The following is a 25,518-nucleotide window of genomic DNA, read 5'->3' as shown; positions in this document are numbered from 1 at the left end:
GTTCGTCGAGTTCGGCCGGATGCCGCAGCAGTAGCGAGGTGATGTCGTTGCCAGGATGGGTCCGTTTGAGGGCCACCAGTTCCAGCAGCGCCTCGACGATCATCTTGTTGCCGTCCTCGGCATCGATCCCCTCGAACATCGCGGCCATGCCTGCGGCGATCCGCTGTCCGATCTCGGGCGGGCAGCCCAGCAGAGCATCGGTGACCGCGAATGCGAGTGGCAACGCGTATTGACTGATCAGATCGGCTGTACCGGCCTGGCAAAAGGTGTTGACCAGCGGGATGGCGATCTTCTCCACGGTGGCATCGAGAGCATACAGATCTACCGCGTTGATACTCATGGTGAGTGCCTGCCGGTAGCGCTGGAGGACCGCTCCGTCGCTTCGACTCCCGGTGGGACGCCACTCCATAAGCGGCAGGACGGGGCAGTCGGCCGGGATGTTCTGCTGCCAGGTGCGCGGATCGACAGGGAAGCGCTCGGGATCGTTGAGGATCCGCAGCGCGGTGTCATACCCGACCACCAACGTGGCCGGCACGCCCGGCGCCAGTTCAACCGGAGCCAAAGAGCCGTATTGTCTTCGCATTTCGTCGTAAACACGGTGCGGATCCGCGGCGAATTCCGGCGAGTACAGCGACACCTTCGGACCTTCGGTAGCCATCGGCGAGCCGTGGACGACCGGACAGGCCGGGGTTTCCAGTCGGGACTGTGGCGTACTCACGAATGGAGCTCCAGATGTTCGTGTGTGCTGTTCTGGGGACGCGGTCTTCAGCGCATCCCTGCTTTTCGGTCGCCGAACCACTGCTGCAACCTCGAGAAGCGTACTGTCCAGGGGGATTTCGTGCCACTCGTTCCGCACCGCATCGGCGGCAGCCGATGCGAAGTATCGTGCGTCGAACGCGGTTGGTGAACGTCTGATCGGGTCGATGGCGTGCTTTCTTGCCGCCTACGACCTGGCGTCACAACCCGAACCCGCTGACGGTCGCAGGGCCGGCGATTCGAATCACGCCGGTAGGTACTCGGCGGATGTGAGTGGTCGTGTGCCAGGGGCGCGCCGCGGGCCATTAGGCCCACCGAACAGCGAAGCCGCAGGTCATCTGCGTCCTCGCTATTTATGGCATTGCACGAACATATTGCGGTGGTTGATCGTTGCTTGTGGCCGAGCCATCCAGGGGCTCCAGGGCCCGGCACGCTCCGGGCAGGCGGGAGGTAAACGCTCGCTCACGCCGAATGTCGGGTGCTGCGCGCCATTCTTTGCGATGCTCGAACAAACAGGAGCTTGGCCGCTGCTCCACTGTAGGCAGCGTGAAGGCTCGGGGGAACAAGCACACCAGTCGACACCCGATCCAGAAATGCCCAAACAGCCGCGAATCGCGAGGTTGGGCGTGGCGCTCGGCGCGTCTGGGCCAGGGGAAGTTCATGCTGGATCAACCAGATACCGAACTCGATATCGTCACCACGATCGGCCGACGATCGGTATCGCGCAGCGAGGTCCTAGCATGGGAAACGCGACGAGCCCGGAAAGTGCTATCCATGCTCGGGATCGACGCAGCCGCCGGGGAACTGGCGACCGCGCGTGTCGGCATCGTCGAACGCAAGCTCGCGCTCGGACATGAGCGGATCGAATCGCTCCTGCATCGCCAACTCCGCGCGTCGGCGATTGCAACCAGAGCGCTTGCCGGACTTTCGGCCGGGCACCGTACACATAGCACCATTGACCTCGATATCAACACCGGATCGGTGCAGGCGTTCGTCCGCTGGTGGAACGACTACGTCGTCACCAGCGATGAGCCGCCGCTCCTCGAGGTCTGTCCGGATCACTGGATCATTCGCCCCGGGCCCAACGGTTGGCAGGAAGTCGTCGAAACCACCGGCGGATCTCCCATCGCGAGCGAATGTTCATCGACTACCACGACACCCGATCCCTCCGATCAACACCCGATTCGGCGTACCCGTACCAAATCATCGCAGTCGGACGACTACGAGACGGCACGCCCATCGGCGGATTCCGCCACCGAATGCGTGACACTGCTACCGGATTCAGCATGAGACTTACCGCCGAGTTCCCGGCCGCGACGACGCCGCCAAGATTGTGGGTCGGTTCGAGCGAGGTCAGGGCTTCGTCAGTGGGGTGGGTGCGATGCGGAGCAGTTGTTTGCCGAGGTTGCGCCCTTCGAAGAGGCCACGCAGCATGGCTGGCGCGAGTTCGAGGCCTTCCTGCACATCTTCGGCGTACACGATGTGGCCCTGGATCATCCATTCGTGTAGTCGGCCGAATGCCTCTGGGAATCGGTCGAGGTAGTCCAGAAAGATGAACCCCTCCATCCGTGCCCGCTTGAGTCCGAGCTGCATGTAGTTGCGTGGTCCAGGAGGCGGTTCGCCCGCCTCGTAGCCGGAAGAGATGGCGCCGCAGAGCACGATTCGAGCTCGCTCGGCGATATTCGCCAGCCCGGCGTCCAGGATGGCGCCGCCTACGTTGTCGAAAAACACCTGGATGCCATCGGGAGCCAATTCGTGCAACCGCGCCTCGACGTCGTCGGCCTTATAGTCGATGCAGGCATCGAACCGGGCGACCTCGGTGACCCAGGTGCACTTGGCGGTTCCGCCCGCGATCCCGATCACCCTGCATCCCAGCGCTTTCGCGATCTGGCCCGCGATGGAACCCGTCGCGCCAGCGGCTCCGGACACCAGCACGGTATCCCCGGCCGACGGTCTGCCGATATCGATCATGCCGAAGTAAGCGGTAAGTCCGGTCGCGCCGAAGATGCCGAGCATCGCCTTGGGGTCGATGCCTGGCGGAACGACATTCAGTCCCAGCAGCCCCTGGCCCGAGGCAATCGCGTAGTCCTGCCATCCGACCATCCCGCAAACCCAGTCTCCCACTGCGTAGTCGGCGTTGCGGGATGCCACCACCTGCCCGACGCCACCGGCGCGCATCACCGCACCGAGTGGCACTGGATCCAGGTAGTTCGGGCCATCATTGAGCCAGCCACGTTGAGTTGGATCGAAAGCCAGCCAGACCACCCTGACGAGTGCCTCTTCCGGGCCGGGGGTCGGGACAGCGCCGCCCCTGAGCTCGAAGCTACTGTCGTCAACCATGCCTACCGGTCGTTGGACCAGAATCCAATGGCGATTCACGCGGCGACGCTAACCCGCCTATCCGATCGCTGTCATCCGAATTTCCTGGTCTCGCACCTGCCGCGGGCACCGCAACGGAGCCGCACACATCCGATCTGAACGAACCGAGTTGACGCTTTGGGGTGCGCGGGTGGTCTCGATGCGCCAGCAGAGCGTCGATCGCCGATAAATCGGTAAATCAGAAGCCAAGCCATGGTTTTCAACTGTCGAACGACTATCGGCCTGATCCGAATCTCTGGTCCATCGGCCGTCAGGGTGTTGGGGTTGTGGAGCGTTAGGCCCACTGAATAGGAAATCCGCACGTCATCGAGCTGCGGATTGCCTATTGTGTGGCATTGCGCGAACACATTGCGGTGGTTGACCAGTCAAGCTGACGGGCTGAGGTTGTCCATGATCAGGCCGAGAGTGAACGCGAACCGGTCGGGCCCGGTGCCGGAGGTCAGCTCGACGGCATAGCGCCGGGTCTGCGGAAACGTGTCGGCGGGCAGCGCGGTGAACCGGCGCTCCAGCTCCGCGCGGCTGACGACCCACTCCTGATCCGGGTGTTTCCGCCGATTCTGGACCAGCGACTGCTCCAGGGCGTAGGCGCTGACATAGAGGGATAGCGCGTCCAGCGCCCAGGCGGCGGTCCGCGGTTCGATTCCGCCCGCGAGCAGGATCGCGAACATCCCCTCCCTGACTCGCAGCGTCTCGAGGTTGGTGGGGGCCATGGCCAGTGCAGCGCGCGAGACCCCGGGGTATTTCAGGTACTGGTCGCGGATCTGCGTGAACACGTCGAGGAGTTGCCTGCGCCACGTGGCCGGGTCCGGTTCGGGAAGCGCGATCTCGGCACTGAGCCTGCCGACCAGCAGATCGTCGATGTCGTCCTTGTTGACGATGTGTGCGTACAGCGACGAGGGCCCGGTGCCGAGCACCGCGGCGACCCGGCGGATGGTCAGCGCGTCGTAACCCTCGGTGGCGACGACCTCCAGCGCGGCATCGGTGATCCGGGCGACCGTGATGGGCTCCTTGCGGGGTGAGGACGCCGCGGCGTCCTCGGTGGATTGGGCGTGACGAGCCGCTCGGCGTTGTCGGGGATCGGCTGGCATGCTGGCCACTATAGCTTGACGCGAACTTAGTTCGTCAAGTAGAACATAGTTCGTTATGGTAGAACTAAGTTCGTATGGAGGTGTGTGGTGCGAGTATGCGTTGCCGGAGCCGGTCTTGGTGGCCTGTGCCTGGCGCAGGGCCTGCGTGGGGCAGGGATCGAGGCCGAGGTGTACGAGCGGGACCCGGCGATCACCGCCCGGTTCCAGGGCTACCGGCTGGTGCTGAACCCGGTGGGCTTCGAGGCGCTGCGCGGCTGCCTGCCGCAGCGCTGGCACCCGCTGCTGGACGCCATTGTCGGCGACGCCTACGGCGAGCGGCTGATCCTGGACCCACAGCTCAACCAGGTCGGTGAGCTCGGCCCCGGCCGGACCGGGATCGTGGTCGACCGGCATGTGCTCCGCCACCTGCTGCTCACCGGCCTGCCGGTGCACACCGGGGCCGCGCTGACCGGCTACGACCTGCTGGCGGACGGCCAGGTCGAAGCGCGGTTCGCCGACCGCGACCCGGCAACGGCAGACCTGCTCGTCGGCGCCGACGGCGTCGGCTCCGCCGTCCGATCGGTGCTGTCCCCGCAGACCACCCCGACCGACACCGGGGTCCGGTTCGTCATCGGCCGCACACCGCTGACCGAGCGGTTTGCCGGACTGTCTCGGGCGTTCGGTTCGAAGATCGCTGGAGACGGGGTGAGCCTGCTGCTCGGCGCTATGCGGTTCCGTACCCCGCCGAAGGAGGCGGCCGAGGCGCTGGCACCCGAGGTGACCCTGCCCGATATCCGCGACTACGTGCGCTGGGCCATGATCCTGCCGCGGAACGGCTCGCTCGGCACCGCGACCCCACAGGAGGCCGTGCTGTCGAAGATGCCGGGCTGGCACCCGGACCTGCGGGCGCTGATCGAACAGGCCGATCCGGACAACAGCACCCTGCTCTCCATCCAGGTGGTCGAGCCCGGCGAACGCTGGGCGCCCGGTCCGGTCACGCTGCTCGGCGACGCCATCCACGCCACCTCACCGACCGGCGGCAACGGCGCCAATACCGCCCTGCGCGACGCCGACCTGCTCCGCCGCTGCCTCACCGGCGGCCGCGACCTCCTCGGCGCGGTCGGCGACTACGAGCGCCAGATGTTCGAATACGGCGCCGAGGCCGTCCGCTTCAGCCTCGAGGCGCTGCCCGCCATCGCCTCGCAGACAGAACCGGCCTGATGCAAATCGTGAAACCCCGGTTTCCTGCTCGCTAGCGGGGTGCACGATCCGAATCACCGGCCCTTCGACCGTCAGAGGGTTCGCGTTGTGAAGCGTTAGGCCCACTTGGATATGCAGGTCAGGCCTGTTCTGCTCGAACTGACCCTTCGTTTTCGCTGAAACGGGGCTGGGGCAGGTGTTTTGGCCGGGCCATCGGCGGCCGCCCGGCCGCTCATTTCGGGGACGAACCGGCCGGCCCGCGTCAGCTCCGCGCGGCTGACACGCCGAGCTGCACCGCCAGTGCGGCGGCGGTTGCGGGGAAGCGGTCGAGCAAACCGGTTGCCTCGCGGTTTCCGGCCGGTCCGGCCTCCTGCCAGCCGCCCTTGATGCCGAGCAGTCCGGCGAGCGCGTTGCAGGCGGCGGGGTGGGCGGCCAGTAGTTCGGTGACCGGCCCGCGCGGTGCTGCGGCCACCGGCGTTGCGGCCGTGCTGAATTCGACGGACCAGGGCGGCACGAAAGCATCCACGGCGGGCAGTGCGCCGGGGAAGGTGCGGCCCGCTTCGCGGACCAGTCCCGGGATCAGATCGCCCGCCTGATCCTTCAGGGTGGTGATGAGCTTCGGCAGCCACGGCAGCAGCACCGTGTCCGGCAGTGTGCCGAAGGCCTTCGACAATAGTTCCACTACAAAGGGTTTCAATGCCGGAGCCGGGTCGATGGCCTGCACGAAACCGCTCACGTACTGCGGAACCGTCGGCAGCACCAGGGGATTGGCCAGCATCCCGTCGCACCGTTCGCGCAGCTCGGCCATGGTCAGCAGGCCGAGCTGGAACCGCGCCGCCCACAGCAGGGCCACCTTGGCCGGCGCCTCCGGGGGCGATTGCAGCACCGCCAATTCCAGCTGGGTGTGATCGCAGCCCAGCGACAGCGCCAGGTTCTCCATCCCGAACAGGAAGCCCAGCATGGCCGCCACCTGCGCCGGTCCGGTCTCCTCGGCGGCGAAGGCGGTGGGCAGCAGGGTGCAGTAGTGCGCGTACCCGGCCGTCACGAACCGTTCGCACCACGCCGGCAGGCCGGCTTCGGTGGAGCGGAAGTAGTTGAGCAGCACCCGGATACGCCGAAGCACGACGGGCGCGTCGTCGACCGTTCGCTCGGCGGCGAGGAGGTCGACCGCGCGATTGCCCAGCTCGTCGGCGAGCCGGACCGATCCCAGATACACCAGCGCGTCCTCGACCGCGCCCAGCGCCACCGCCGCTGTCGTGTCCGGTGCGGCGACCGCACGCCGCAGGCGCTGCTCCAGCACCTGCTCCACCGACACGCCCTCGTAGCCGAGCTCCACCAGCGAGCGCTGGTATTTGCCGAGCCCGATATCCCAGCTCTCCTGGATCGAGGTCGCACCCAATCCGCGTGCGCCCATGATGGGTCGCAGCGCGTCCGGTGGCAGCAACCTGCGCAGCAGCCACAGCAGATCCGAGCACGGCCGCAGGTCCGGATTCGCCTTCAGGTCCAGCAGCGCGCGTTGCAGTGTCCGCTTGGACAGATCCAGTCCCAGTGGTTCCAGCCGGTCGAGCACATCGCGGGCCAGCGGTGGCAGCGCCGCGTATCCGACCTGGCCGATGCGGTCGCCGCCCAGCAGGATTTCGCACAGCCGCCGCACATCGCGCCGCCCCGGCACCCGGTCCTTCTCGAGGCAGGTGACGGCCGCGTCCTGGAAGTCGTACGGCGTCGGACGGGCGCGATTGCGCAAGCCCGCCAGCAGGATCGAGGTCTCGAAGATGGCGATGGCGTCGGCGGTGCTGGCCAGATAGCCGTTGCGCCGGGCCAGCCGGACGATATCCACCGACCATTCCAGCAGTTCGGCCTCATCGAGTGGGTCCAGCACGGGCGGCCGGGACAGAAATCCCGAAAGCTGGTCCATCACTTCGGCTTCCGCTTCTGCCGGCAGCAGCGGCGGTTTCTTCGCGCGCTTTTTCGTTCCCTGCTGGCCCTCCAGCTGGAACGACTGCAATCTGCCGCGCCGCAATCCCTTCGCCCAGGTGGCCGCCGCGATCGACACCGCGCCGCCGGCCAGCCCGAACTGCGCCTCGATGGCGGAATGGCTGGACGGGATCAGCCCGTAGTGCCACTTGGTGGCCGAGCGCGACGAGATCTCGAACGCCGCGTCCGAATACAGCCCGAACTGTTCGACCGGGCTGGCCGCATGGGCCGCGCCGCAGACGTACAAGACCTTTTCTGGATCGATGTTGTTGGCGCCCAAGTGTTCCCGCATACGGGTCCACATGTACCGCTCGCGGTCCTCGTCCTCGACGGTGCTGCCGCGCCGCAGCCGCCGGAACAGGCTGCCGATCATCACCATGACCTGGCGGTAGGTGTCGTAATCGGCGTCCACGAGGGGCTGCTCCACGTACTGGTCCCACCATTCCGACCAATGCCGGACCTTGCCGTGGTGCAGCAGGTGTTCTTCCAGTTCGGCGAAACGCGGTCGCAGATCACCGATTTCGATGCCGACTGCGGCGCCGTGCAGGCCCTCGTCCTCGGGCGGCTCGTCGTCGGCAGGTGTTTCCGACTCCGGCTCTTTGGGAGCCCACTGGAAGACGTGATCGGTGGACCGATCCACCAGCACCAGTTCGACACCCGGCGTATCGAGCGCATAGGCGATGGCCTGGTACTCGGCCGATGATTCGGTGATCGGCGCGACCACCGACAGCGGCGCCCATTCCGCCGGGAAACCCTCGATATCGGTGGCGAAGGCCTGCAAGGCGACCGGCAACCGGCAGTTGCGCAGTTCGTCCAGCAGCGGCCGCATGTCTTCGCACAGTTCCAGATAGATGACGCTCGGCTGCTTTTCGCGCAGCCGCCGCACCATGGCCAGACCAGAGGCGGGTGAGTGGTGACAGACCGGGAAGATCTCCAGCCGCTCCGACAGCGCCCGGTCGACATCGTCGACCATGCCCGTCAGGATGTGGCCCGCCGCCCCCGGCATCCCGGCGAACGCGACGGCCGCGTCCGCCAACTGATCCCGCAGCGCGGCAAAGGTATTCGACGTGGACCGGGTATCGGAGACGGTCACGACAGCCTCGCAATCGCCGCCCGGCCGCCGTCCAGGAATTCACCCCAGGCGGCATTGCCCTTCTTGTCTTTGGTGCGCGGCTCGACCACGCCGTGCAGGTACTTGTTGAGAATGGCCAGGTCCTCGGGCGTGCGCCGGGCCAGGGATCCGACCAGCGAACCGGCGAGGGTCTCGGCGCGCAATTCCTTCGCGCCGAAGAACTGGCTGTGCAGGATGGCGTCCTCGAGCACACCGATCTGCTCGGCGGTGGACAGCGCCGACTCCAGCTTGTCGTCGTCGCTGGTGGCGGCGGCCGCGGCGGCGCGCAGATCGGCGAAGCTCTCCAGCAGGATGTCCAGCAGTGTGGGTGGCAGTTCCAGGTCGAGGGAATGGCGGCGCAGCAGTTCCGCGGTGCGGAAACGCACGATCTCCGCCTCGCTCTTCTTATTGGACACCACCGGAATGCGCACGAAGTTGAAGCGCCGCTTGAGCGCCGAGGACAGGTCGTTCACACCCCGGTCGCGGCTGTTGGCGGTGGCGATAATGGAGAAGCCCGGCTGCGCGAACACCACATTGTCGTCGTCGAGCTCGGGGATGGAGACGTACTTCTCCGACAGGATGGAGATCAGCGCGTCCTGGACGTCGCTGGTGGAGCGGGTGAGCTCCTCGAAGCGGCCGATCACGCCCTGCTCCATGGCGGTCATGATCGGGGACGGGATCATCGATTCCCTCGACTGTCCCTTGGCGATGACCATGGAGATGTTCCACGAGTACTTGATGTGGTCCTCGGTGGTGCCGGCGGTGCCCTGCACCACCAGTGTGGAATTGCGGCTGATGGCCGCGGCCAGCAGCTCGGCCAGCCAGCTCTTGCCGGTACCCGGATCACCGATGAGCAGCAGACCCCGGTCCGAGGCCAGGGTGACGATGCTGCGCTCGACGAAACTACGGTCGCCGAACCACTTCTGCTCCACCTCGCGGTCCAATCCGTCGGCACGTTCGGAGCCGAGAATGAACAGCCGCACCATCTTCGGGCTCAGCCGCCACGCGAACGGCTTCGGGCCGTCGTCGATGGACTCCAGCCAATCCAGTTCCTCGGCGTACTTGACCTCGGCGGGGGCGCGCAAAACGTCGTTCATGATGGCTGGTCTCCTAGTCGAGAAAGTTCTTGAGTTCGTGCACGAGCTTCTGGATGCGTCCGGAAATCACCGGGGTGCCAAGGTTTTTGAACCGTTCACGGAACCACGGGTTGACGCTCTGGTGGCCGGAGCTGTTCACCGAGCCGACCGGGATGAGCTTCACCCCGGAGCGGTGCACCGCCTCCATGGCCTCGAACAGCGGCTGGGAGCGGTCGAACTCGTAGAAGTCTGAAATCCACACCAGCACAGTGTTTTTCGGGTCGGATATCTTGGGCTGGGCCATGGCCATGGCGACCGGGCCGTCGTTGCCGCCGCCGAGATTGGTGCGCAACAGTACTTCGAACGGGTCGTGCACCCACGGGGTGAGATCCAGGGCGCGGGTGTCGTAGGCGATGAGATGTACATCCACCTTGGGCAGGCCCGCGAAGATCGACGCCAGAATGGTGCAGTTCACCATGGAGTCGACCATGGAACCGGACTGGTCCACCACCACGATCATGCGGGCAGGGACGGTGCGCTTGGCGGTCTGGCGGTAGTAGAGCCGGTCGACGTAGAGGCGCTCGTCCCGGGGGTTCCAGTTGGGCAGGTTCTTCCAGATGGTCCGGTCCACGTCCAGGTTGCGCAGGATGCGCTTGGGCGGGACCGAGCGGTCGACGATGCCGACACTGGTCTGTTGCACCTGGGTGCGCAGGACTTCGGCGACCTCATCGATGTAGCGGCGGATGAGGCGTTTGGCATTGGCCAGGGCCACGCCGGACAGATTGTGTTTGTCACGCAACAGTTGTTCGATGAGCGACATGCTCGGCGTGAGCTGGGCGGCCAGGTGCGGATCGGCCAGCACTTCGCGCAGCCGCATGCGGGACACCAGTTCGCCTTCCAGACCGGTGAGCACGCCGTGCACGGCGCCGGCCTGCTCCTCGCCCAGGCAGCGGCGCAGCCAAGTGGCATCGGACTGCCAGCCCGCCAGCTGGGTGGCGCTGACCTGGCCGGAGCCGGTGGCGAAGACGTTCAGCAGCAGCTTGGAAACCAGTGCGGCGGTGCGGACATCGGCCGCGCCGACGGGCCGGGGCGAAGCGGCTTCGGTCTCGTTCTCGGCGTCCTCGGCTGTGGCGTCCACGGTCTGGGCTGTGGAGTCAACTGTCTCGGAGAAGTCGAGGCTTTCGAACTCCGTCTTCATCTCCGGGTAGCGTTGCACCACATTGTCGATGGAAATGCCCGGATCGAGCACGGCCAGCGGCAACCCCAGATCGTCGACGATGCCCGCGCTCGCCTGTTCCAGCGTCGGTTGCTGATCCGCATTGAAAATGCCGGCCAGTAGACGCCAGTACAGGAGCTGACGTCGCGTCTCATGATTCGGCCCACCCGTCACCCCCATGGAATCGCTTCGCGATGCTGTAGTCATTGGCGCAGCAACCGTCCCGCGCGTTCTTGCAACACCGCCACGGCATCGCCCGACTTGGCCTGTGCCTTGGCGACTTTCGGATCGGTCGGGCCGAGCGCCCAAGCACCGTTGTGGAAGGCGGTGAGTGCGCTCTTGACCTTGCGCCGCACGGCCAGCGGTCGCACCGACCAGCCACCGGCATCCCAGCGCAGCAGTCCGATCATGGTGCTGGAGCCGGTCACCCCGGCCGCAGTGAGCGGACCGGCGGACGGCAGCGCGTCCAGTTCCACCCGAATCCGCTGCTCACCCAACTCCAGCGCACGGTCGCGGAACCGATACCCCTCGAGCAGAACCGGTTCGGCGATGTGCACCGGATCGCGATTCAGCGGCGCGACGGCCGGGGCCTGCGCATGCGGCAGTTGCACGGTGGCGGTGACGAACGGATCGGCGGCATCCCCGGCCTCGGCCTGATCGTCATCCCACAGCAGGTCACCGGTCGCCGTCAGCGGCATCTCGGTGAGTTCCAGCGCGCGCTGCTCGGCCAGCGCGGTGAGCAATTGCCGATGCGCGCCCAGCAACTGCCAAACCGCCGGTCCCACAATGGTGTCCACCTTGGCGGCGGCCACCGATACCCGCACCCGACGGGCCGGTGCGCCCGCGGCCTCCAGCACGCCGTGCACCTGGGCCTGTACGGCGGTCCCGTGCTCGTGTAGGTCCACGCCCAGCGGCAGCAGCCGACCCGAAACCGACTCGGTTACAGCGGATTCCGCGCCACGCCAGGACAGCAGCAGTGCGCGCGTCCAGAGATCGGCCCAGCGTCGCGCGGGCACCCGGTCCATGGTGGCGATCGGCGCGCAAGCGCCCAGTTCGGCGGTGAAGCCGTCCAGCAGCATCGCCAGCCGTCGCAGCGCGGGTTCGGCCAGCAGCGACTCTACGGTTTGATCCGCGGCCGCCACCAGGTCCTGGTCCACGCCGCGCCATCCGGCAATGGCCAGTTCGCCCAGCCAGGCACGGGAACCCGTCGCGAGTGGGCTCGGGGTGGCTTGATCCAGTTCAGTTGACCACTCGGATCGATTGCGGCCCATGGCTGTATCGGCTTGGTCGACCAGTGCGTCGTGCACCGCGCCCAGCAGGGCGGCACGGGCGGCGGCCAGCGCTGACAGCTCGGCCGGGCCGATCGCCCCGGTGCTCACCTTCGACACCGCCGCCGTAACCGCCTCGGCCAGTGGCGAACCCGCCACGGCGGCGGCCAGCGCCGCCAGTGCCGCGCGCTGCGGTTCGGAAACCCGGGCGAAGCCGTTGATCAGCGCGGTATCGAAGCCGCCCACCGCGTCCATGGCCGCCGCGACGCCGTCCGGCGTAACCGCCAGCGCGGCCAGTTGTACAGCCTGCATCAGCGACCCACCCCCGCCGGGAACCAGTGCAGTTCCGGAATCGGCGTCGTGCTACCCGGCAGTTCCAGGTAGGTCAGATGCCGCAGGAACCGGCTGAACACCACGGCGGCCGGAGCCGGATCGCGAGTTCCATTGAGGCAGTGCGCGAGTCGCGTGCCCTCGGGGACCTCGACACGCAGGAACCGCGCCACCCGGTCCTGCCCGTACTGGAGCACCGCTTCTTCGATGAGTGCGTCCAGATGCTTGCAGACCCACCCCTGGTTCAACCCGCCGCACGGCCGGTTGTTATTGGTGCTACAGCTCAGCCCATGCGTCCCCGTGGTCACCGACGCTACGTACACGCGTGAGATATCGGAGCCACTCGACACCACGCCCTGTAGGCGTCCGTCGGCCAGCTCCACGAACGGCACCTTATTCAGTTTGCGCGGTGCGACGGCGGGCAAAACCCGCACGACAGAAGCGCTTTCCCAGGCCGGTTCCTCCGGCGTGGCACTCGGATTCGAGCCCATCGTTCTCCCTCCCGGTCGATCACGATGCGCCCAAGATAGGTGAGGGCACCGACAAGTGCGGTCCCAGCCTCGAATCGGCTGGTGCAGAGCGCTTCCATGCCCACCCGGCGGCGATGGCGACCGCCATGATCTGAGCGCGCGCCGCATACGAGGCGGTCCTATTCCGGTTTCCCGCAACGCAATTGCGATGCGAGTGCATCAGCGACCGCGTCACCGTCGACGAGATGCGTGAGTTCTCCCCGATGGTGGGCCGCTCCCGTAGGGTGGCGGGCCGAAGGAGTGATCGCTGAACGTCTACCGACCGTTTCGGAACCCAACGAACCCCGCGACCCAACAAGCGCTCGGATCGGTCCGCCATCAGGGTTTACCGCCAGCCGGCCACATGGAAACGAGATGCAGTGACTTCGAACTGCGTGTGGCGTACCACACACCATTGAATTCGACGCCTAAGGTCTGACTCCGTCCGCCCATCAGGGGCAGTTGAGTGGAGGGATTCGAAGGATGAAGTTCGAGAAGATCACTGCTGCCGTTTTCGTGGCCATCTCGGCCGTGGGTATCACCGCCGCAACCGCCCATGCAGAGCCGGCTGTAACGGAGCAGCCGACTGCGGTGACTGCGGGGGACACATACGACATCGACGGTCGTTCCATGGCGATTGCGCAGCACATCGGTGCGGACGGCCGCACCCTGACGCTGACGCCGACGGCAGAAGATATTGCGCAGCTGAATGACATCAGCTCCTCCGACCGGCTCCGGGAGCAGATCGACAAGAACCTGCCTGGCGTCGTCGGCGGTGCCATCGTGGGCGGGCTCCTCGGGGCATGCTTGCCCCTGATATGGGGGATCAGCATTCCCGTGGGTGTGCTGATCGGTGGCACCGTCGGCGGATACGCGATGGGCGGCCCGGAGTTCCTAGACGCCGTACAGGCGTTCGCCAGCGGCCAGCCGTGATCACGGGCAGGTGAAATAGCAGCCAACTGGTCGGGGGTTGGCGAGCATCTGCGAGAAGTTGGTAATCGCCGAGAATCCACGGAGTTCGGCATATCGACAATGAAGAATCTGCTGGTCATAGTGCGCGAACCGCCCCCGGAGGGATGGTTCGCGCACCGCGACGCTTGGGGTGAGTGACGGGACTCGAACCCGCGACAGCCAGGATCACAACCTGGTGCTCTACCAACTGAACTACACTCACCATCGCCGGTGAATCACCAGCGCGGTCGATATTAGCCTGTCAACCCCTCGAGTCCCTAATCGGTTTCTGACGTGGAGCTTTGCTCGGCCGAATCGGCGCCACCGCTCAGTTCGTCCGCGACGGCGGTAATTTCCGCGGTGGAAGGGCCGGGTGCGGCGACGAAGGCCGTGCGCCGGTAGTACTCCAATTCGCGGATGGATTCCTTGATATCGGCCAGCGCACGGTGGGTCAGGCCCTTCTCCGGCTGCCCGAAGTAGATGCGCGGGTACCAGCGGCGGCACAGCTCTTTGATGGAACTCACATCGATCATCCGGTAGTGCAGATGCGCATCGAGTGCGGGCATATCGCGGGCGATGAAGCCGCGGTCGGTTGCGATGGAGTTGCCCGCCAGCGGGACCGTGCCCGCGGCCGGGGCGTATTCGCGGATGTAGTCGAGCACCTGCTGCTCGGCGTCGGCGAGGGTGACCGTGGAACGGCGCACTTCCTCGGTAAGTCCCGAACGTGCGTGCATATCGGCGACCACCTGCGGCATGGCGGCCAAGGCCGCGTCGTCGGCGTGGATGACGATATCCACGCCGTCACCGAGAATATTGAGGTCGCTGTCGGTCACGAGCGCGGCCACCTCGATCAGCTTGTCGCTGTCGAGGCGCAGGCCGGTCATCTCACAATCCATCCACACCACGTATTTGTCGGACACCCCGCAACATTAGCCCTGTTTGTCCGGGATGCCCGTGGCATCGCGTGTTCGCGGCCCCCGAATATCAGCATCGCGTAGCGATTCGATGAGGGGGCGGCGGTCGGGTGCCGGGTGAGCCCCGCATGCGAGCGGCCGAGACTCGCGACTGCGTCGCAGGCGGTTCGGCCACTCGGATGCGAGACGGGCCGCGAACGGTGGTTGTGCCGGTGCTGTTTGCCTAGGAGTGCAGGTCACCAGTGGGTTGAGCCGTCTCCGTCGGAGCAGCGGCGATAGAGTTTGCGGAGGATCGGCGTATGCGTTTTCGGCACGACAGCTAACACTGCGGAAGCAGTGAGGGTCAGACCCGGACGGAGGACGCGATGAACGCAGGATCGCGAAGCGATTCGATGCGGGGTGGTGGTCGGGAGACGGGCGGGCCAACCCCGCAGGAGAAGGCGGCCGCGGCACGGAAAGCGGCCGAGGAGGCAGCGCGCGTGGCCGCGGCGGCCGCCGCCGCGGCCGAGGCCGCCGAGCGCGAGTTGGCCGAGCAGGAGGCGGCCGCCGCGACCGCGGATCCGAATGCGGCGAATGCGGTGGCACAGGCCGAGGCCGCACAGTCCAGGGCCGCCGCGGCGGCGCAGACCGCGGCCGCGACGGAATCCGCGCGGTTGACGGCGGACGACACCGCGCAGGCCGCGGAACGATCGGTGGCGCAAGGGATCGCTGCCGGGTACGCCTTCGACGGAGCCGCACTGGAATTGGGCACTGTTGTCGTGGACGGTATCGCGGATCCGACTGCGCGCGTGCGGATTCCGATGCGCACCATGAACCGGCACGGACTGGTCGCCGGTGCGACCGGTACCGGCAAGACGAAAACGCTGCAGGGCATCGCCGAACAGCTGTCGCGGGCCGGGGTTCCGGTGGTGCTCGCCGATATCAAGGGTGACCTGTCCGGGCTCGCGCGGCGGGGGGAGGCGAATGAGAAGCTCACCGCCAGGGCGGCCGAGACCGGTGCGCCCGACTGGGCGCCGACCGGCTATCCGACCGAATTCGTCTCGCTCGGCACCGGCGGTATCGGTGTGCCGATCCGCGCGACCATCACCGCATTCGGTCCGGTGCTGCTCAGTAAGGTGTTGGGGCTCAACGAAACTCAGGAGTCCACGCTCGGGCTGATTTTCCACTGGGCGGATAAGGCGGGCCTCGGTCTGCTGGATCTGAAGGATCTGCGTGCGGTCATCACCCATCTCACCAGCCCGGAGGGCAAGAAAGATCTGGAGGGCATCGGCGGGGTTTCGGCGGCGACGGCCGGGGTGATCCTGCGCGCGCTGGCGAATCTCGAGGCCGATGGCGGTGACACCTTCTTCGGTGAACCCGAACTGGATCCGCCCGACCTGCTGCGCATGGCGGGCGGTCAGGGCGTGATCACGCTGTTCGAACTCGGTGCGCAGGCCGCGCGGCCGGTGCTGTTCTCGACCTTCCTGATGTGGGTGCTCGCCGATCTGTTCCAGACGCTGCCCGAGGTCGGCGATGTCGAAAAGCCCAAGCTGGTCTTCATTTTCGACGAGGCGCACCTACTGTTCGCGGATGCCTCGAAGGCATTCCTGGAGCAGGTGGAGCAGACGGTCAAGCTGATCCGGTCCAAGGGCGTCGGCGTCTTCTTCTGTACCCAGCTGCCCACCGATATCCCGAATTCGGTGCTCTCCCAACTGGGTGCGCGCATTCAGCATGCGCTGCGTGCCTTCACCCCCGACGATCAGAAGGCATTGTCCAAGACGGTGCGCACCTATCCGAAGACCGCTGTCTACGACCTGGAGCAGGCGCTCACCTCGTTGGGGACCGGTGAGGCGATCGTGACGGTGCTCTCCGAGCAGGGCGCCCCGACTCCCGTGGCATGGACCAGGATTGCGCCGCCGCGCTCGCTGATGGACACCATCGGCGCGGAGCAGATCAAGTCGTGGGCGCTGTCCAGCGCGCTGGCCGCGAAGTACGGCCGGACCATCGATCGTGAGTCGGCCTACGAGATCTTGGCCGCGAAGGTCGCCGCGGCACCGCGGGAAGCGGAGCCGGCCTCGGCGCCGGGGCGTTCTAAGGCCGCACCCGAGGCGGAATCCGCCGCCGAGCGCATCATGAGAAACCCGGCGGTGAAGAGCTTCCTGCGTTCGGCCGCGACCGCCGCGGGGCGCGAGATCAGCCGCAGCATTTTCGGCACCCGCAAGCGCTGAGTGCGAGCGGCACTCCCGGACCAGCCGCTGCCGCGGTCCGGATTTTCGAGTAGTCGGTACTCGATACATCAGCCCAGGTCAGCGCTAATTTTGCGGTGGTGTTCGGGCGGTCGAGGATAAGGAGTTGTCATGCCTACCGCAAATTTCGGGACCAAGAACGATCCCGGTTTCCGATTGGAACAAAGCCCGGACCTGATCGCGGTCCGAACCCAGGACAGACGCCCGCTGCCCCGCTCCGTCGGGTCGGTCCGCACCGCGCTGAGCGGCGAGCTGGACGACGCGGCACTCGTGGTGTCCTATCCGGAGGCGGGTGTGCGGGTATATCGGGTGCCGCCCGATTCGCGGTCGGTCGCCCGGCGCAAATCCGTGCTCGCCGCCGCACCCGAGGTGCGTTTCGCCGGTCATGTACTCGTGGATCCGGTAGCTGGCGAGCCCGTGCTGTACACCGAGAACGTCTTCGTGAAGTTCACCGATGACGCCGATCCCGAGCAGTGCCGGGCGGCGCTCGACGAGGCCGGTCTGCGGATCAAGGAGACCGTGGACTACGCCGTCAACGCCTACTTCACCGCCGCGCCAGAGGGGACCGGCCAGCAGGTATTCGATATCGCGAACGGGCTGCTCGGCCGCGACGATGTCGAGTACTGTCATCCCGAGTTGATCCGGCGGCGCGCCCGCAAGACGATCTTCCCGCAGCAGTGGCATCTGAAGGCGACGACCATCGGCGGTGTCACGATCAAGGCGCACGCGAATATCGAAGCGGCCCACGAGATAACGCGCGGTCGCGGGGCGACGATCGCGCTGATCGACGACGGTGTCGATATCGACCACCCCGAGTTCGCCGGGGTGGGCAAGGTGGTCGCACCGCGCGACGCGACCGGGCAGACCAACGATCCGCGCCCGCGCGATACGCTCGGGACCGGCCCTCGGGATGGCGACAATCACGGCACCGCATGCGCGGGCGTGGCCTGTGCCAATGGCACCCTCGGTGCTTCCGGGGTGGCTCCCGAGGCCCGGCTGATGCCGATTCGGCTCGCCTCCGAGCTCGGCTCGCAGGCCGAGGCGCGCGCCTTCAAATGGGCCGCCGACCACGGTGCCGATGTCATCTCGTGCAGTTGGGGTCCGGCCGACGGACTCTGGTTCCGGCCGGACGATCCGGCGCACAACCAGGTCGTGCCGCTACCGGCAAGCACCCGGCTGGCGATCGAGCACGCGGTGACGAACGGACGCAATGGCAAGGGGTGCGTCGTGCTGTTCGCGGCGGGCAACGGCAACGAGCACGTCGAGAACGACGGCTACGCGAGTTTTCCGAAGGTCATCGCGGTCGCGGCCTGCAATGACACCGGCAAGCGCAGTGTCTACAGCGATTTCGGCAAGGCGGTGTGGTGTGCCTTCCCGAGTAGCGATCTGGGACATCCATCGTTCCATCACCCCGACCCACTGACCACTGGCATCTGGACCGTCGATCGGCACGGTCTCGCCGGATACAACGTCGGCACGACCGACGACGGTGATGCCGCGGGCAACTTCACCAATAGCTTCGGCGGCACGTCGAGCGCATGCCCGGGGGCGGCCGGTGTCGTGGCATTGGTCTTGTCGGTACATCCGGATCTCACGTCGAGCGAGGTCAAGGATCTGCTGAAGCAGTCGTGCGACATGATCGATCCGCAACACGGTGCGTACGGCGCGGACGGGCACAGTGACAAATACGGCTTCGGCCGTCTCAATGCGCTCACCGCGGTGCGGACGGCCGAGAAGCTGCGCGGACCGCAGTGAGGATCAGGTAACGCTGCGCAGCGAGCGTTCCACCATCGCGAAACCGTAATCGAGCATTTCGGTCTCGTAGGCGTGCACCGCGTCGCGTAGCGAACCGGTCCGCTCGGTAATGCGGCGGCAGAGCAGGGCGGCGTCGCGCAGGGCCGTCCCTGCGCTGCTCCCGGCCGGGATCATCGTGTGGATGGCGTCGCCCATCAGCGTGACCGGCCCGGTTTCCCAGGGCGACAACGGTTTTGCCGTCCGGATCGTGGTGTTCTGGACGGATTCGGGATCGGCGTGGCGCACGAGTGCGGTGAGATTCTCGGGCCAGTCGGCGATGAGTTCCGCGGCGATCTTCTGCAGCCGCGGCTTATCCATGGCGGACAGGTCGGCCGGAACCAGTGCGGTCGGCGCGGCGACCACCCACATGACGTAGTCGTCGCCGTCGCCGGAGGCGAATTCGTGCGCGGCCAGTGACATGAACCGGCCGTCGTCGCCGGCGACGACGCTGAATCCGTCGAGCGCCGCGTCGGGGGTCAGCGTGCGGATCTCGTCGGTCAGTGCTGTCTTGCCGTAGATCTCCGCCTGGCCGGTCTCGATTACCTCGGCATCCGGCAGCCATTGGGCACGGATGCGGGAATGGGTGCCGTCGGCGGCGACCAGCAGATCGGCATCGGTGACCGTCCCGTTGTCGAAGTAGGTCCGGACCCGGCCGTCGTCGAGCAGTTCGAAGCGTTGGAAGGATGCGCCGTGGTGGACGTCTATGCCGGTGAGCAGGATCTTGCGCAGTGTGAGCCGGTCGACGGTCAGGTGTCGTCCGCGCACGTCCTCATCGGCCGTCGGCGGCACCAGCATTTCGCGGACGACGCGCAGTTGCGGGTCGAGGAATCGCACGCCCGTGCCGCGCTTGCCCGCGGTGACGTGGATTCGTTCGTAGCGGTCCGGCGGCAGACAGGCGCGCAGTGCGAGGTCGCCCTCCGGATCGATGCTGATGCGATAGCCCTGGCTGTGCCGGCCCGTGCCTTCGCGTTCGTAGAGCTCGACGGTGATTCCGTTGCGATTGAGGCCCTGGGCGAGCAGGGGGCCGGCCAGCCCGGCCCCCACGATGACAATCTTCATGAAATAAAACTATCTGAATTCAGACGATCTGTCATCGGATATAGTTTGTCCGTGGCGGAAACTTCGGAACGGCTCGGCACCCAGATCGGTGGTCAGCTCTATCTCGCACACCGCTATGCGCGCGCGGCGGCCAATCGTGCACTGCGGGAACAGCAGCTCGAGCTGCGCCATCTCGGTGTGCTCGGCTGTCTCGCGGAGGTGGGGCCGCTGAGTCAACGCGCGCTGGTCGACCGGCTGCAGTTGGACAAGTCGTCGATGGTTTACATCATCGATGAGCTGGAGCGGCAGGGTCTCGCGGAGCGCCGCAAGGATGAGCGGGATCGGCGTAGCTATGCCGTACACATCACGCCGAGCGGGCGGGAACGGCTCGACGCCGCCAATCGCACCGCCGATGCGGCGGTGGTCGAATTGCTCGCGCCGCTCTCGGAAGCCGAACGCCGACAGTTGCACGACCTGCTCGGTCGGTTCATCGAGCACGCCGCCGGACAGGCGTGAGAACGGCGGCGCTTCGGCACGTGTCAGTTGCCGATATCGCGGGCGAGTAGATCGTCGGTGGTTTCCCGGCGGACCAGTTGGCGGGCGCGCCCGTCGCGTACCGCGATGACCGGTGGCCGACCGACGCTGTTGTAGGACGAGGCGAGACTGTGGTGGTAGGCGCCGGTGCACGGCACCGCAAGCACCTCGCCGGGGCGCAGGTCGGCCGGGAGTCGGATATCGGTGGCCAGCACATCGCCCGCCTCGCAGTAGCGACCCGCCACCGTCGCGATCATCTGCGGGCCGCAGGGATGCCGATTGGCGACGACCACTTCGTAATTCGCGCCGTAGAGCGCGACGCGGGCGTTATCGCCCATACCGCCGTCGACGGTGACATAAGTTCGGCCGCCGTCGATGTGCTTGACCGACAGCACGCGATAGAGCGTGACCCCGGCGCGCGCGACGATGGCGCGGCCCGGTTCCAAAGCGATATTCGGGCGCGGGAAGTGGTGGCGGGCGCAGGCCGCGTCCAGTGCGTCGTCGATGATGTCGGCGAGTTCGGTCAGATTCATTTCGGCGTCGCCGCTGCGGTAGGCGACCGCATGTCCGCCGCCGAGGTCCAGATCGGTGAGGATGTGGCCGTAATCCGCCCGGACCCTTGCCATTTCGCCGATCATCCGGCGCACCGCCTCGCCGTAATGGTCCGGATCGTAAATCTGCGAACCGAGGTGGCAGTGGAAACCGATCAGCTCGAGGTTCGGCTGGCGCATAACGCGTTCAACCGCCTCTGCCGCCAGATCGCTACCGAGCGGAAAACCGAATTTCTGGTCCAGCACACCGGTTCGCACGGCCGGATGTCCGTGCACGTCGATGCCGGGCGACAGTCGGAGCAGGACTTGCTGCGGCCGGGTGGCCAGTGCGGAGAGCAGGGTGATCTCGGTCAGCGAATCGACCACGATCCGGCCGACGCCGCTGCGCACGGCGACTTCGAGTTCGTCGAAAGTTTTGCCGTTGCCGTGCAATATGATCCGCTTCGGATCGACACCGGCCGCCATGGCGATGGCGAGTTCACCGGCGGAGCATACGTCGACCGAAAGTCCTTCCTGGCTGACCCATTCCGCGACCGCGCGAATCATCATCGCCTTGCCCGCGTAGATGATCTCGGCCTCCGGGAAGGCCTTCTTGTAGGCGCGGCAGCGGGAACGGACCTCGTGCTCGTCGAGCACATAGGTCGCGGTGCCGTACTGGTCGGCGATATCGGCGAGGGCGACCCCGCCGAGGGTGATTCTGCCGTCGCCGTCGTAATGGGTCTCCCGCGGCCAGACCGCGGAGTCGAGGCGCGAAGGCATTCCCGATCGTAACGACGGGAAGATTTCGAGCAGCGTCACGTGATTCTCCTGGGTGCGCCCCCGCTTTCTCTGGCATGCGGGGCCGATTTCAGGACTACCCGGGTTCCTATTGATCATGGGGGATGCTGACGGATCCTTGACGCACCCGAAACGTTTCCTGACGGGTTGCTGACCAGCTCGTTTTCGGTGCTCAGCCGCCGAGTTTCCGGTAGAACGCACCGGCGACCGGGGCGGTGAGGGCACGGGGGCCGTATTGGCCCGCGACGCTCATGCCCTTGCTGATCAGGCCGGGGACCACGCGCATCTTGTTGCGGGCCAGGGCGTCGATGGAGATCTTGGCCGTGTACTCGGAGGTGACCCACATGAAGTCGGGCACCATTCGGTCGACGATCGACGCGTCGGCCGGATCCGGGGTTTCGGTGCGGACCGGGCCCGGGGCGAGCAGGGTGACGTGTACGCCGGAACCCTTCAATTCGCCGCGCAGCGATTCGGAGAAGGTATTGGCGAAGGCCTTGCTCGCCGCATATGTCGCATTGTTCGGAATCGGCATATTGCCCGCCGCCGAACCGCTGATCAGGATGCCTCCGGCACCTCGTGCGATCATGCCGGGCAGTACGGCCAAGGTGAGGTCGTGCACCGCGACGGCATTGAGCTCCATCTGGGCCCGCTCATACGCCGGATCCAATTCGGCGACCGCACCGAAGGTCGCGATGCCGGCGTTATTGCACAGAATCGAAATATCGCGCGCCGCCAATTCCTCGACCAGTGGCCCCCGCGCCGTCCGGTCGGCCAGATCGACCGCCCGCACCTCCGCGGTGATCCCATGCGCCGACGTCAGCCGCTGGGCGAGTTCGGTCAACACCTCACCGCGCCGCGCAACCAGGATCAACGAATACCCGCGAGCGGCGAGCTCGGCGGCGAGCGCGGTGCCGATGCCGGACGAGGCGCCGGTAACGACCGCGCGATTTTCGGAGGTAGGAGAGGGCAGGCTCACGAGAGGAGCCTAGGGGATACGACTGTGAGATGGCCGCACCACCCGTTCCCGCCCCGAGTCGCGGGCCGCGCCCGCCAGCCGGTGTTACAGGCGGGCTGCCAGGCGGGTGCCCTGGTCGATGGCGCGCTTGGCGTCGAGTTCGGCTGCCAGGTCGGCGCCGCCGATCAGGTGGATATCGGCGCCGGCGGCACGCAGGGGCTCTTCGAGCTCGCGTACGGATTCCTGGCCCGCGCAGATGATGACATTGTCGACCGGAATCAGTTGGGGGCGTTGGCGTTTCTCGCCGAAGCTGATGTGCAGGCCGTTGTCGTCGATGCGTTCGTAGTTGACGCCGCCGACGTGCTCGACGCCCTTCGCCTTCAGTGCCGCGCGGTGCACCCAGCCGGAGGTCTTGCCGAGATCCTTGCCGAACGGGGTCGACTTGCGTTGCAGCAGTACGACTTCGCGGGCGGCGGGGGCGGGCCTGGGCTCGGCGAGCTGGCCGCGGACCTGCTCGTCGGCGGAGTCGACGCCCCACTCTTCTTTCCACTCGTCGAGCTTGAGGGTGGGATGTCCTTCGACGGTGAGGAATTCGCTCACGTCGTAGCCGATGCCGCCCGCACCGATGACCGCGACGCGTTTGCCGACCGGTCGCTCCTCGCGCACCAGTTCGGCATAGGACAGCACCATCGGATGGTCGATGCCGGGAATATTCGGAATACGCGGACGTACACCGGTGGCCAACACGATCTCGTCGTAGCGCGCCTCCAGCAACTCGGCCGCGGTGACCCGCTTGTTCAGGTGCAGGGTCACGCCGGTGACCTCGAGCATCCTGGTGTAGTAGCGGATCGATTCGGTGAACTCCTCCTTGCCCGGAATACGCCGGGCAAGATCGAATTGCCCGCCGATCTTGTCGTCGGCCTCGAAAAGGTCGACCCGGTGCCCACGTTCGGCGAGATTCACCGCGGCCGAAAGTCCGGCCGGTCCCGCGCCGACCACCGCGACGCGCTTGGTGCGCCGAGTCGGCAGCAGCTTCAGTTCGGTTTCATGACCTGCCCGCGGGTTCAACAGACATGAGACCGTCTTGTGCTGGAAGGCGTGGTCCAGGCACGCCTGATTGCACGCGATACAGGTATTGATCTCGTCGACCCGGTTCGCCTGCGCCTTGTTCACCCATTCCGGATCGGTGAGAAACGGCCGCGCCAGCGAAACCAGTTGTGCGTCACCGCGAGTGAGTATCTCCTCGGCGATTTCGGGCATATTGATCCGGTTGGACGCGCAGACCGGAATGTTCACCTGCTCGGTGATCTTCGCGGTGAATTCGACGAAGGCCGCGCGCGGAACCGAGGTGACGATGGTCGGCACCCGCGCCTCGTGCCAGCCGATATCGGTATTCAGAATGCTGGCGCCAGCGGCTTCGAGTTCCTTTGCCAGCGTGACGATTTCATCGAACGTCTGCCCGCCCTCGACCAGTTCGGCCATGGACAACCGGAATACGATGATGAAGTCGGACCCGACCGCCGCGCGGGTACGGCGCACGATCTCGACCGCGAGACGGCGCCGGTTCTCCGGCGAACCGCCCCATTTGTCGGTGCGCTTATTCGTGCGTGGCGCGAGGAATTGGTTGATGAAATAGCCTTCACCGCCCATGATTTCGCAACCGTCATAGCCCGCGAACCGGGCCAGCTTCGCGCAGCGCACGTAGTCGTCGATGGTCTGCTCCACCCCGCGCGCCGAGAGCTTGCGCGGCCGGAACGGATTGATCGGAGCCTTGATCGAGGATGCGGAAACACTACCCGGCATATAGGAATAACGGCCGGCGTGCAGGATCTGGATGGCGATCTTGCCGCCCGCTTCGTGCACGGCCTTGGTGATCACCCGATGCCGGTAGGCCTCGGACCTATTGGTGAGTTTCGCGCCGAACGGCAGCAGCCAGCCGGTGCGATTCGGGGCGTAGCCGCCGGTGATGATGAGACCCACACCGCCGCGGGCCCGCTCGGCGAAATAGGCGGCGAGCCGGTTGGTATCCCAGGCGCGATCCTCCAGGCCGGTATGCATCGATCCCATGATCACGCGATTGCGCAGCGTGGTGGAGCCGAGATCGAGCGGCTCGAAAAGATGGGGGAACGAACTCATCGCCGAGTCTCACCTTTCTCCGGGTCCGCGTGCGGGGCTGTTGCACGAGGTTGCAGGGCTTGCAGTACTTCGTCGCACCATTCGACGAATCCGGACTCCACGCGAATGCCCGCGCGCAGTACGAGGTATTGGTGCAGTGGGGTACCGGAGAGCTGATCCGGTACCGGGCTCTGTCCATCGGGGGGCGCCCCCCCGAACCCCCCGAAATCGCGCTTCTCGATCAGTAGGAACAGCTCGAGGCGCTGGTTGTGTTGCTCGCGATGCCGGGCTACTTCGTCGCAGAGCGCACTGATATCGCCGTGTGCGGCGGCGCGGATCTTCACGCCGAGTTCATTACGCGGTATCGAGGTATCGCTCGGCGCGGCGATCCAGCGCGCCAGCTCGGCGCGGCCCGCCTCGTTCACCGAATAGACCTTCTTATCCGGCCTGCCCTCCTGGGCCACCGCCTCGCTGCTGAGCCAGCCGGATTCCTCCATGCGCTTGAGCACGCGATAGATCTGCTGATGGGTGGCGCGCCAGAAGAAGCCGATGGACTTGTCGAAGCGGCGCGCCAGCTCATAACCCGAACCGGCGCGCTCGGTCAGCGATACCAGCAGCGCATGTTCGAGTGCCATGACGCCAGGCTATCGTTACACCCGGTACTATGCAACTGAGTGCATATCGGGCGGTATCGAGGGTAAGCCCGCCTGCCGATGAAATCCGCATTAGGCTGCGCCCATGAGCGCCGCATCGCGCAGCGATTCGATGAGGGTGGTGG

At 66.3% G+C, this 25,518-nt stretch carries 19 protein-coding genes, 1 tRNA gene and 1 pseudogene; 6 read left to right on the top strand and 15 right to left on the bottom strand.

What is annotated here, in order from left to right; all coding sequences use genetic code 11:
- Positions 1 to 718 (bottom strand): annotated as a pseudogene (locus AB0L58_RS12705) (cytochrome P450); the annotation flags it as partial.
- Positions 719 to 1,416: 698 nt separating this feature from the next.
- Between AB0L58_RS12705 and AB0L58_RS12700 the strand changes: the two are divergent.
- On the top strand, positions 1,417 to 2,046 hold the full coding sequence (locus AB0L58_RS12700; RefSeq protein ID WP_364385604.1) for a hypothetical protein: 630 nt from the start codon (positions 1,417 to 1,419) through the stop codon (positions 2,044 to 2,046).
- A 63-nt stretch (positions 2,047 to 2,109) separates the two neighbouring features.
- Here AB0L58_RS12700 and AB0L58_RS12695 read toward each other — a convergent pair whose 3' ends face one another.
- Positions 2,110 to 3,135, bottom strand: a complete 1,026-nt coding sequence (locus AB0L58_RS12695) for an NADP-dependent oxidoreductase (RefSeq protein ID WP_364385601.1) — start codon at positions 3,133 to 3,135, stop codon at positions 2,110 to 2,112.
- Between the two features lie 365 nt (positions 3,136 to 3,500).
- On the bottom strand, positions 3,501 to 4,223 hold the full coding sequence (locus tag AB0L58_RS12690; RefSeq protein ID WP_364385598.1) for a TetR/AcrR family transcriptional regulator C-terminal domain-containing protein: 723 nt from the start codon (positions 4,221 to 4,223) through the stop codon (positions 3,501 to 3,503).
- An 87-nt stretch (positions 4,224 to 4,310) separates the two neighbouring features.
- Between AB0L58_RS12690 and AB0L58_RS12685 the strand changes: the two genes are divergently transcribed.
- Positions 4,311 to 5,423 (top strand): NAD(P)/FAD-dependent oxidoreductase, encoded by a 1,113-nt coding sequence (locus tag AB0L58_RS12685; protein ID WP_364385595.1) that lies wholly within the window; start codon positions 4,311 to 4,313, stop codon positions 5,421 to 5,423.
- A gap of 241 nt (positions 5,424 to 5,664) precedes the next feature.
- Here AB0L58_RS12685 and AB0L58_RS12680 read toward each other — a convergent pair whose 3' ends face one another.
- Genes AB0L58_RS12680 through AB0L58_RS12660 form a run of 5 tightly spaced genes read right to left on the bottom strand, consistent with a single transcriptional unit; the run spans position 5,665 to position 12,868 of the window.
- Entirely contained in the window at positions 5,665 to 8,469 is a 2,805-nt protein-coding gene (locus AB0L58_RS12680; protein ID WP_364385592.1) for a DUF5682 family protein, read from the bottom strand.
- On the bottom strand, positions 8,466 to 9,584 hold the full coding sequence (locus AB0L58_RS12675; protein ID WP_364385589.1) for an AAA family ATPase: 1,119 nt from the start codon (positions 9,582 to 9,584) through the stop codon (positions 8,466 to 8,468). Before AB0L58_RS12675 ends, AB0L58_RS12680 begins: the two co-directional genes overlap by 4 nt.
- A gap of 13 nt (positions 9,585 to 9,597) precedes the next feature.
- A complete protein-coding gene (locus AB0L58_RS12670; protein WP_364385586.1) occupies positions 9,598 to 10,986 on the bottom strand; it encodes a VWA domain-containing protein in 1,389 nt (462 codons plus the stop codon).
- Positions 10,983 to 12,359 carry a hypothetical protein gene (locus tag AB0L58_RS12665; protein WP_364385583.1) on the bottom strand — a complete coding sequence of 459 codons (1,377 nt, stop codon included), beginning with the start codon at positions 12,357 to 12,359 and terminating at the stop codon, positions 10,983 to 10,985. The genes AB0L58_RS12670 and AB0L58_RS12665 overlap by 4 nt, the downstream gene beginning before the upstream one ends.
- The gene (locus AB0L58_RS12660; RefSeq protein ID WP_364385580.1) at positions 12,359 to 12,868 is read right to left on the bottom strand and encodes a hypothetical protein; all 510 of its coding nucleotides are present in this window, start codon (positions 12,866 to 12,868) and stop codon (positions 12,359 to 12,361) included. Before AB0L58_RS12660 ends, AB0L58_RS12665 begins: the two co-directional genes overlap by 1 nt.
- Positions 12,869 to 13,369: 501 nt before the next feature.
- Here AB0L58_RS12660 and AB0L58_RS12655 point away from each other — a divergent pair.
- Positions 13,370 to 13,819 carry a hypothetical protein gene (locus AB0L58_RS12655; RefSeq protein WP_364385577.1) on the top strand — a complete coding sequence of 150 codons (450 nt, stop codon included), beginning with the start codon at positions 13,370 to 13,372 and terminating at the stop codon, positions 13,817 to 13,819.
- A gap of 165 nt (positions 13,820 to 13,984) precedes the next feature.
- Here the strand turns inward: AB0L58_RS12655 and AB0L58_RS12650 are convergent.
- Together AB0L58_RS12650 and orn are read right to left on the bottom strand one after the other, a co-directional pair.
- Positions 13,985 to 14,060: transfer RNA gene (locus AB0L58_RS12650), tRNA-His, on the bottom strand.
- A 55-nt stretch (positions 14,061 to 14,115) separates the two neighbouring features.
- Positions 14,116 to 14,757, bottom strand: coding sequence for an oligoribonuclease (orn, locus tag AB0L58_RS12645; RefSeq protein WP_364385574.1), 642 nt, complete (start codon positions 14,755 to 14,757; stop codon positions 14,116 to 14,118).
- Positions 14,758 to 15,143: 386 nt separating this feature from the next.
- On the opposite strand from orn, the gene AB0L58_RS12640 reads away from it, so the two are divergent.
- Positions 15,144 to 16,958 carry a helicase HerA-like domain-containing protein gene (locus tag AB0L58_RS12640; RefSeq protein ID WP_364385666.1) on the top strand — a complete coding sequence of 605 codons (1,815 nt, stop codon included), beginning with the start codon at positions 15,144 to 15,146 and terminating at the stop codon, positions 16,956 to 16,958.
- 129 nt (positions 16,959 to 17,087) lie between these two features.
- Positions 17,088 to 18,731: a S8 family serine peptidase gene (locus AB0L58_RS12635; protein ID WP_364385571.1), complete on the top strand. Its 1,644-nt coding sequence runs from the start codon at positions 17,088 to 17,090 to the stop codon at positions 18,729 to 18,731.
- Between the two features lie 3 nt (positions 18,732 to 18,734).
- Here the strand turns inward: AB0L58_RS12635 and AB0L58_RS12630 are convergent, their stop codons facing one another.
- Positions 18,735 to 19,829, bottom strand: a complete 1,095-nt coding sequence (locus AB0L58_RS12630; protein WP_364385568.1) for an NAD(P)/FAD-dependent oxidoreductase — start codon at positions 19,827 to 19,829, stop codon at positions 18,735 to 18,737.
- Between the two features lie 51 nt (positions 19,830 to 19,880).
- On the opposite strand from AB0L58_RS12630, the gene AB0L58_RS12625 reads away from it, so the two are divergent.
- A complete protein-coding gene (locus tag AB0L58_RS12625) occupies positions 19,881 to 20,324 on the top strand; it encodes a MarR family transcriptional regulator (protein ID WP_364385565.1) in 444 nt (147 codons plus the stop codon).
- Between the two features lie 23 nt (positions 20,325 to 20,347).
- On the opposite strand, the gene lysA is transcribed toward AB0L58_RS12625, so the two are convergent.
- The 4 genes from lysA to AB0L58_RS12605 all read right to left on the bottom strand — a co-directional run bounded on the left by lysA (position 20,348) and on the right by AB0L58_RS12605 (position 25,375).
- Entirely contained in the window at positions 20,348 to 21,691 is a 1,344-nt protein-coding gene (gene lysA / locus AB0L58_RS12620) for a diaminopimelate decarboxylase (protein WP_364385562.1), read from the bottom strand.
- Positions 21,692 to 21,842: 151 nt separating this feature from the next.
- The gene (cmrA, locus tag AB0L58_RS12615) at positions 21,843 to 22,646 is read right to left on the bottom strand and encodes a mycolate reductase (RefSeq protein ID WP_364385559.1); all 804 of its coding nucleotides are present in this window, start codon (positions 22,644 to 22,646) and stop codon (positions 21,843 to 21,845) included.
- 84 nt (positions 22,647 to 22,730) lie between these two features.
- Positions 22,731 to 24,761 (bottom strand): NADPH-dependent 2,4-dienoyl-CoA reductase, encoded by a 2,031-nt coding sequence (locus AB0L58_RS12610; RefSeq protein ID WP_364385556.1) that lies wholly within the window; start codon positions 24,759 to 24,761, stop codon positions 22,731 to 22,733.
- Positions 24,758 to 25,375: a PadR family transcriptional regulator gene (locus AB0L58_RS12605; RefSeq protein WP_364385553.1), complete on the bottom strand. Its 618-nt coding sequence runs from the start codon at positions 25,373 to 25,375 to the stop codon at positions 24,758 to 24,760. The genes AB0L58_RS12610 and AB0L58_RS12605 overlap by 4 nt, the downstream gene beginning before the upstream one ends.
- Positions 25,376 to 25,518 lie beyond the last annotated feature (143 nt).

Source organism: Nocardia sp. NPDC052112 (assembly GCF_040680135.1).
Classification (GTDB): domain Bacteria; phylum Actinomycetota; class Actinomycetes; order Mycobacteriales; family Mycobacteriaceae; genus Nocardia.
This window is presented reverse-complemented; position numbering and strand designations above follow the sequence as displayed.

Excerpts from the sequence above, each read along its gene's own strand:
- AB0L58_RS12700 (WP_364385604.1), top strand. The coding sequence starts at position 1,417 with ATGCTGGATCAACCAGATACCGAACTCGATATCGTCACCACGATCGGC.
- AB0L58_RS12690 (WP_364385598.1), bottom strand. The coding sequence starts at position 4,223 with ATGCCAGCCGATCCCCGACAACGCCGAGCGGCTCGTCACGCCCAATCC.
- AB0L58_RS12675 (WP_364385589.1), bottom strand. The coding sequence starts at position 9,584 with ATGAACGACGTTTTGCGCGCCCCCGCCGAGGTCAAGTACGCCGAGGAA.
- AB0L58_RS12670 (WP_364385586.1), bottom strand. The coding sequence starts at position 10,986 with ATGACTACAGCATCGCGAAGCGATTCCATGGGGGTGACGGGTGGGCCG.
- AB0L58_RS12665 (WP_364385583.1), bottom strand. The coding sequence starts at position 12,359 with ATGCAGGCTGTACAACTGGCCGCGCTGGCGGTTACGCCGGACGGCGTC.
- AB0L58_RS12660 (WP_364385580.1), bottom strand. The coding sequence starts at position 12,868 with ATGGGCTCGAATCCGAGTGCCACGCCGGAGGAACCGGCCTGGGAAAGC.
- AB0L58_RS12655 (WP_364385577.1), top strand. The coding sequence starts at position 13,370 with ATGAAGTTCGAGAAGATCACTGCTGCCGTTTTCGTGGCCATCTCGGCC.
- AB0L58_RS12640 (WP_364385666.1), top strand. The coding sequence starts at position 15,144 with ATGCGGGGTGGTGGTCGGGAGACGGGCGGGCCAACCCCGCAGGAGAAG.
- AB0L58_RS12635 (WP_364385571.1), top strand. The coding sequence starts at position 17,088 with ATGCCTACCGCAAATTTCGGGACCAAGAACGATCCCGGTTTCCGATTG.
- AB0L58_RS12630 (WP_364385568.1), bottom strand. The coding sequence starts at position 19,829 with ATGAAGATTGTCATCGTGGGGGCCGGGCTGGCCGGCCCCCTGCTCGCC.
- AB0L58_RS12610 (WP_364385556.1), bottom strand. The coding sequence starts at position 24,761 with ATGAGTTCGTTCCCCCATCTTTTCGAGCCGCTCGATCTCGGCTCCACC.
- AB0L58_RS12605 (WP_364385553.1), bottom strand. The coding sequence starts at position 25,375 with ATGGCACTCGAACATGCGCTGCTGGTATCGCTGACCGAGCGCGCCGGT.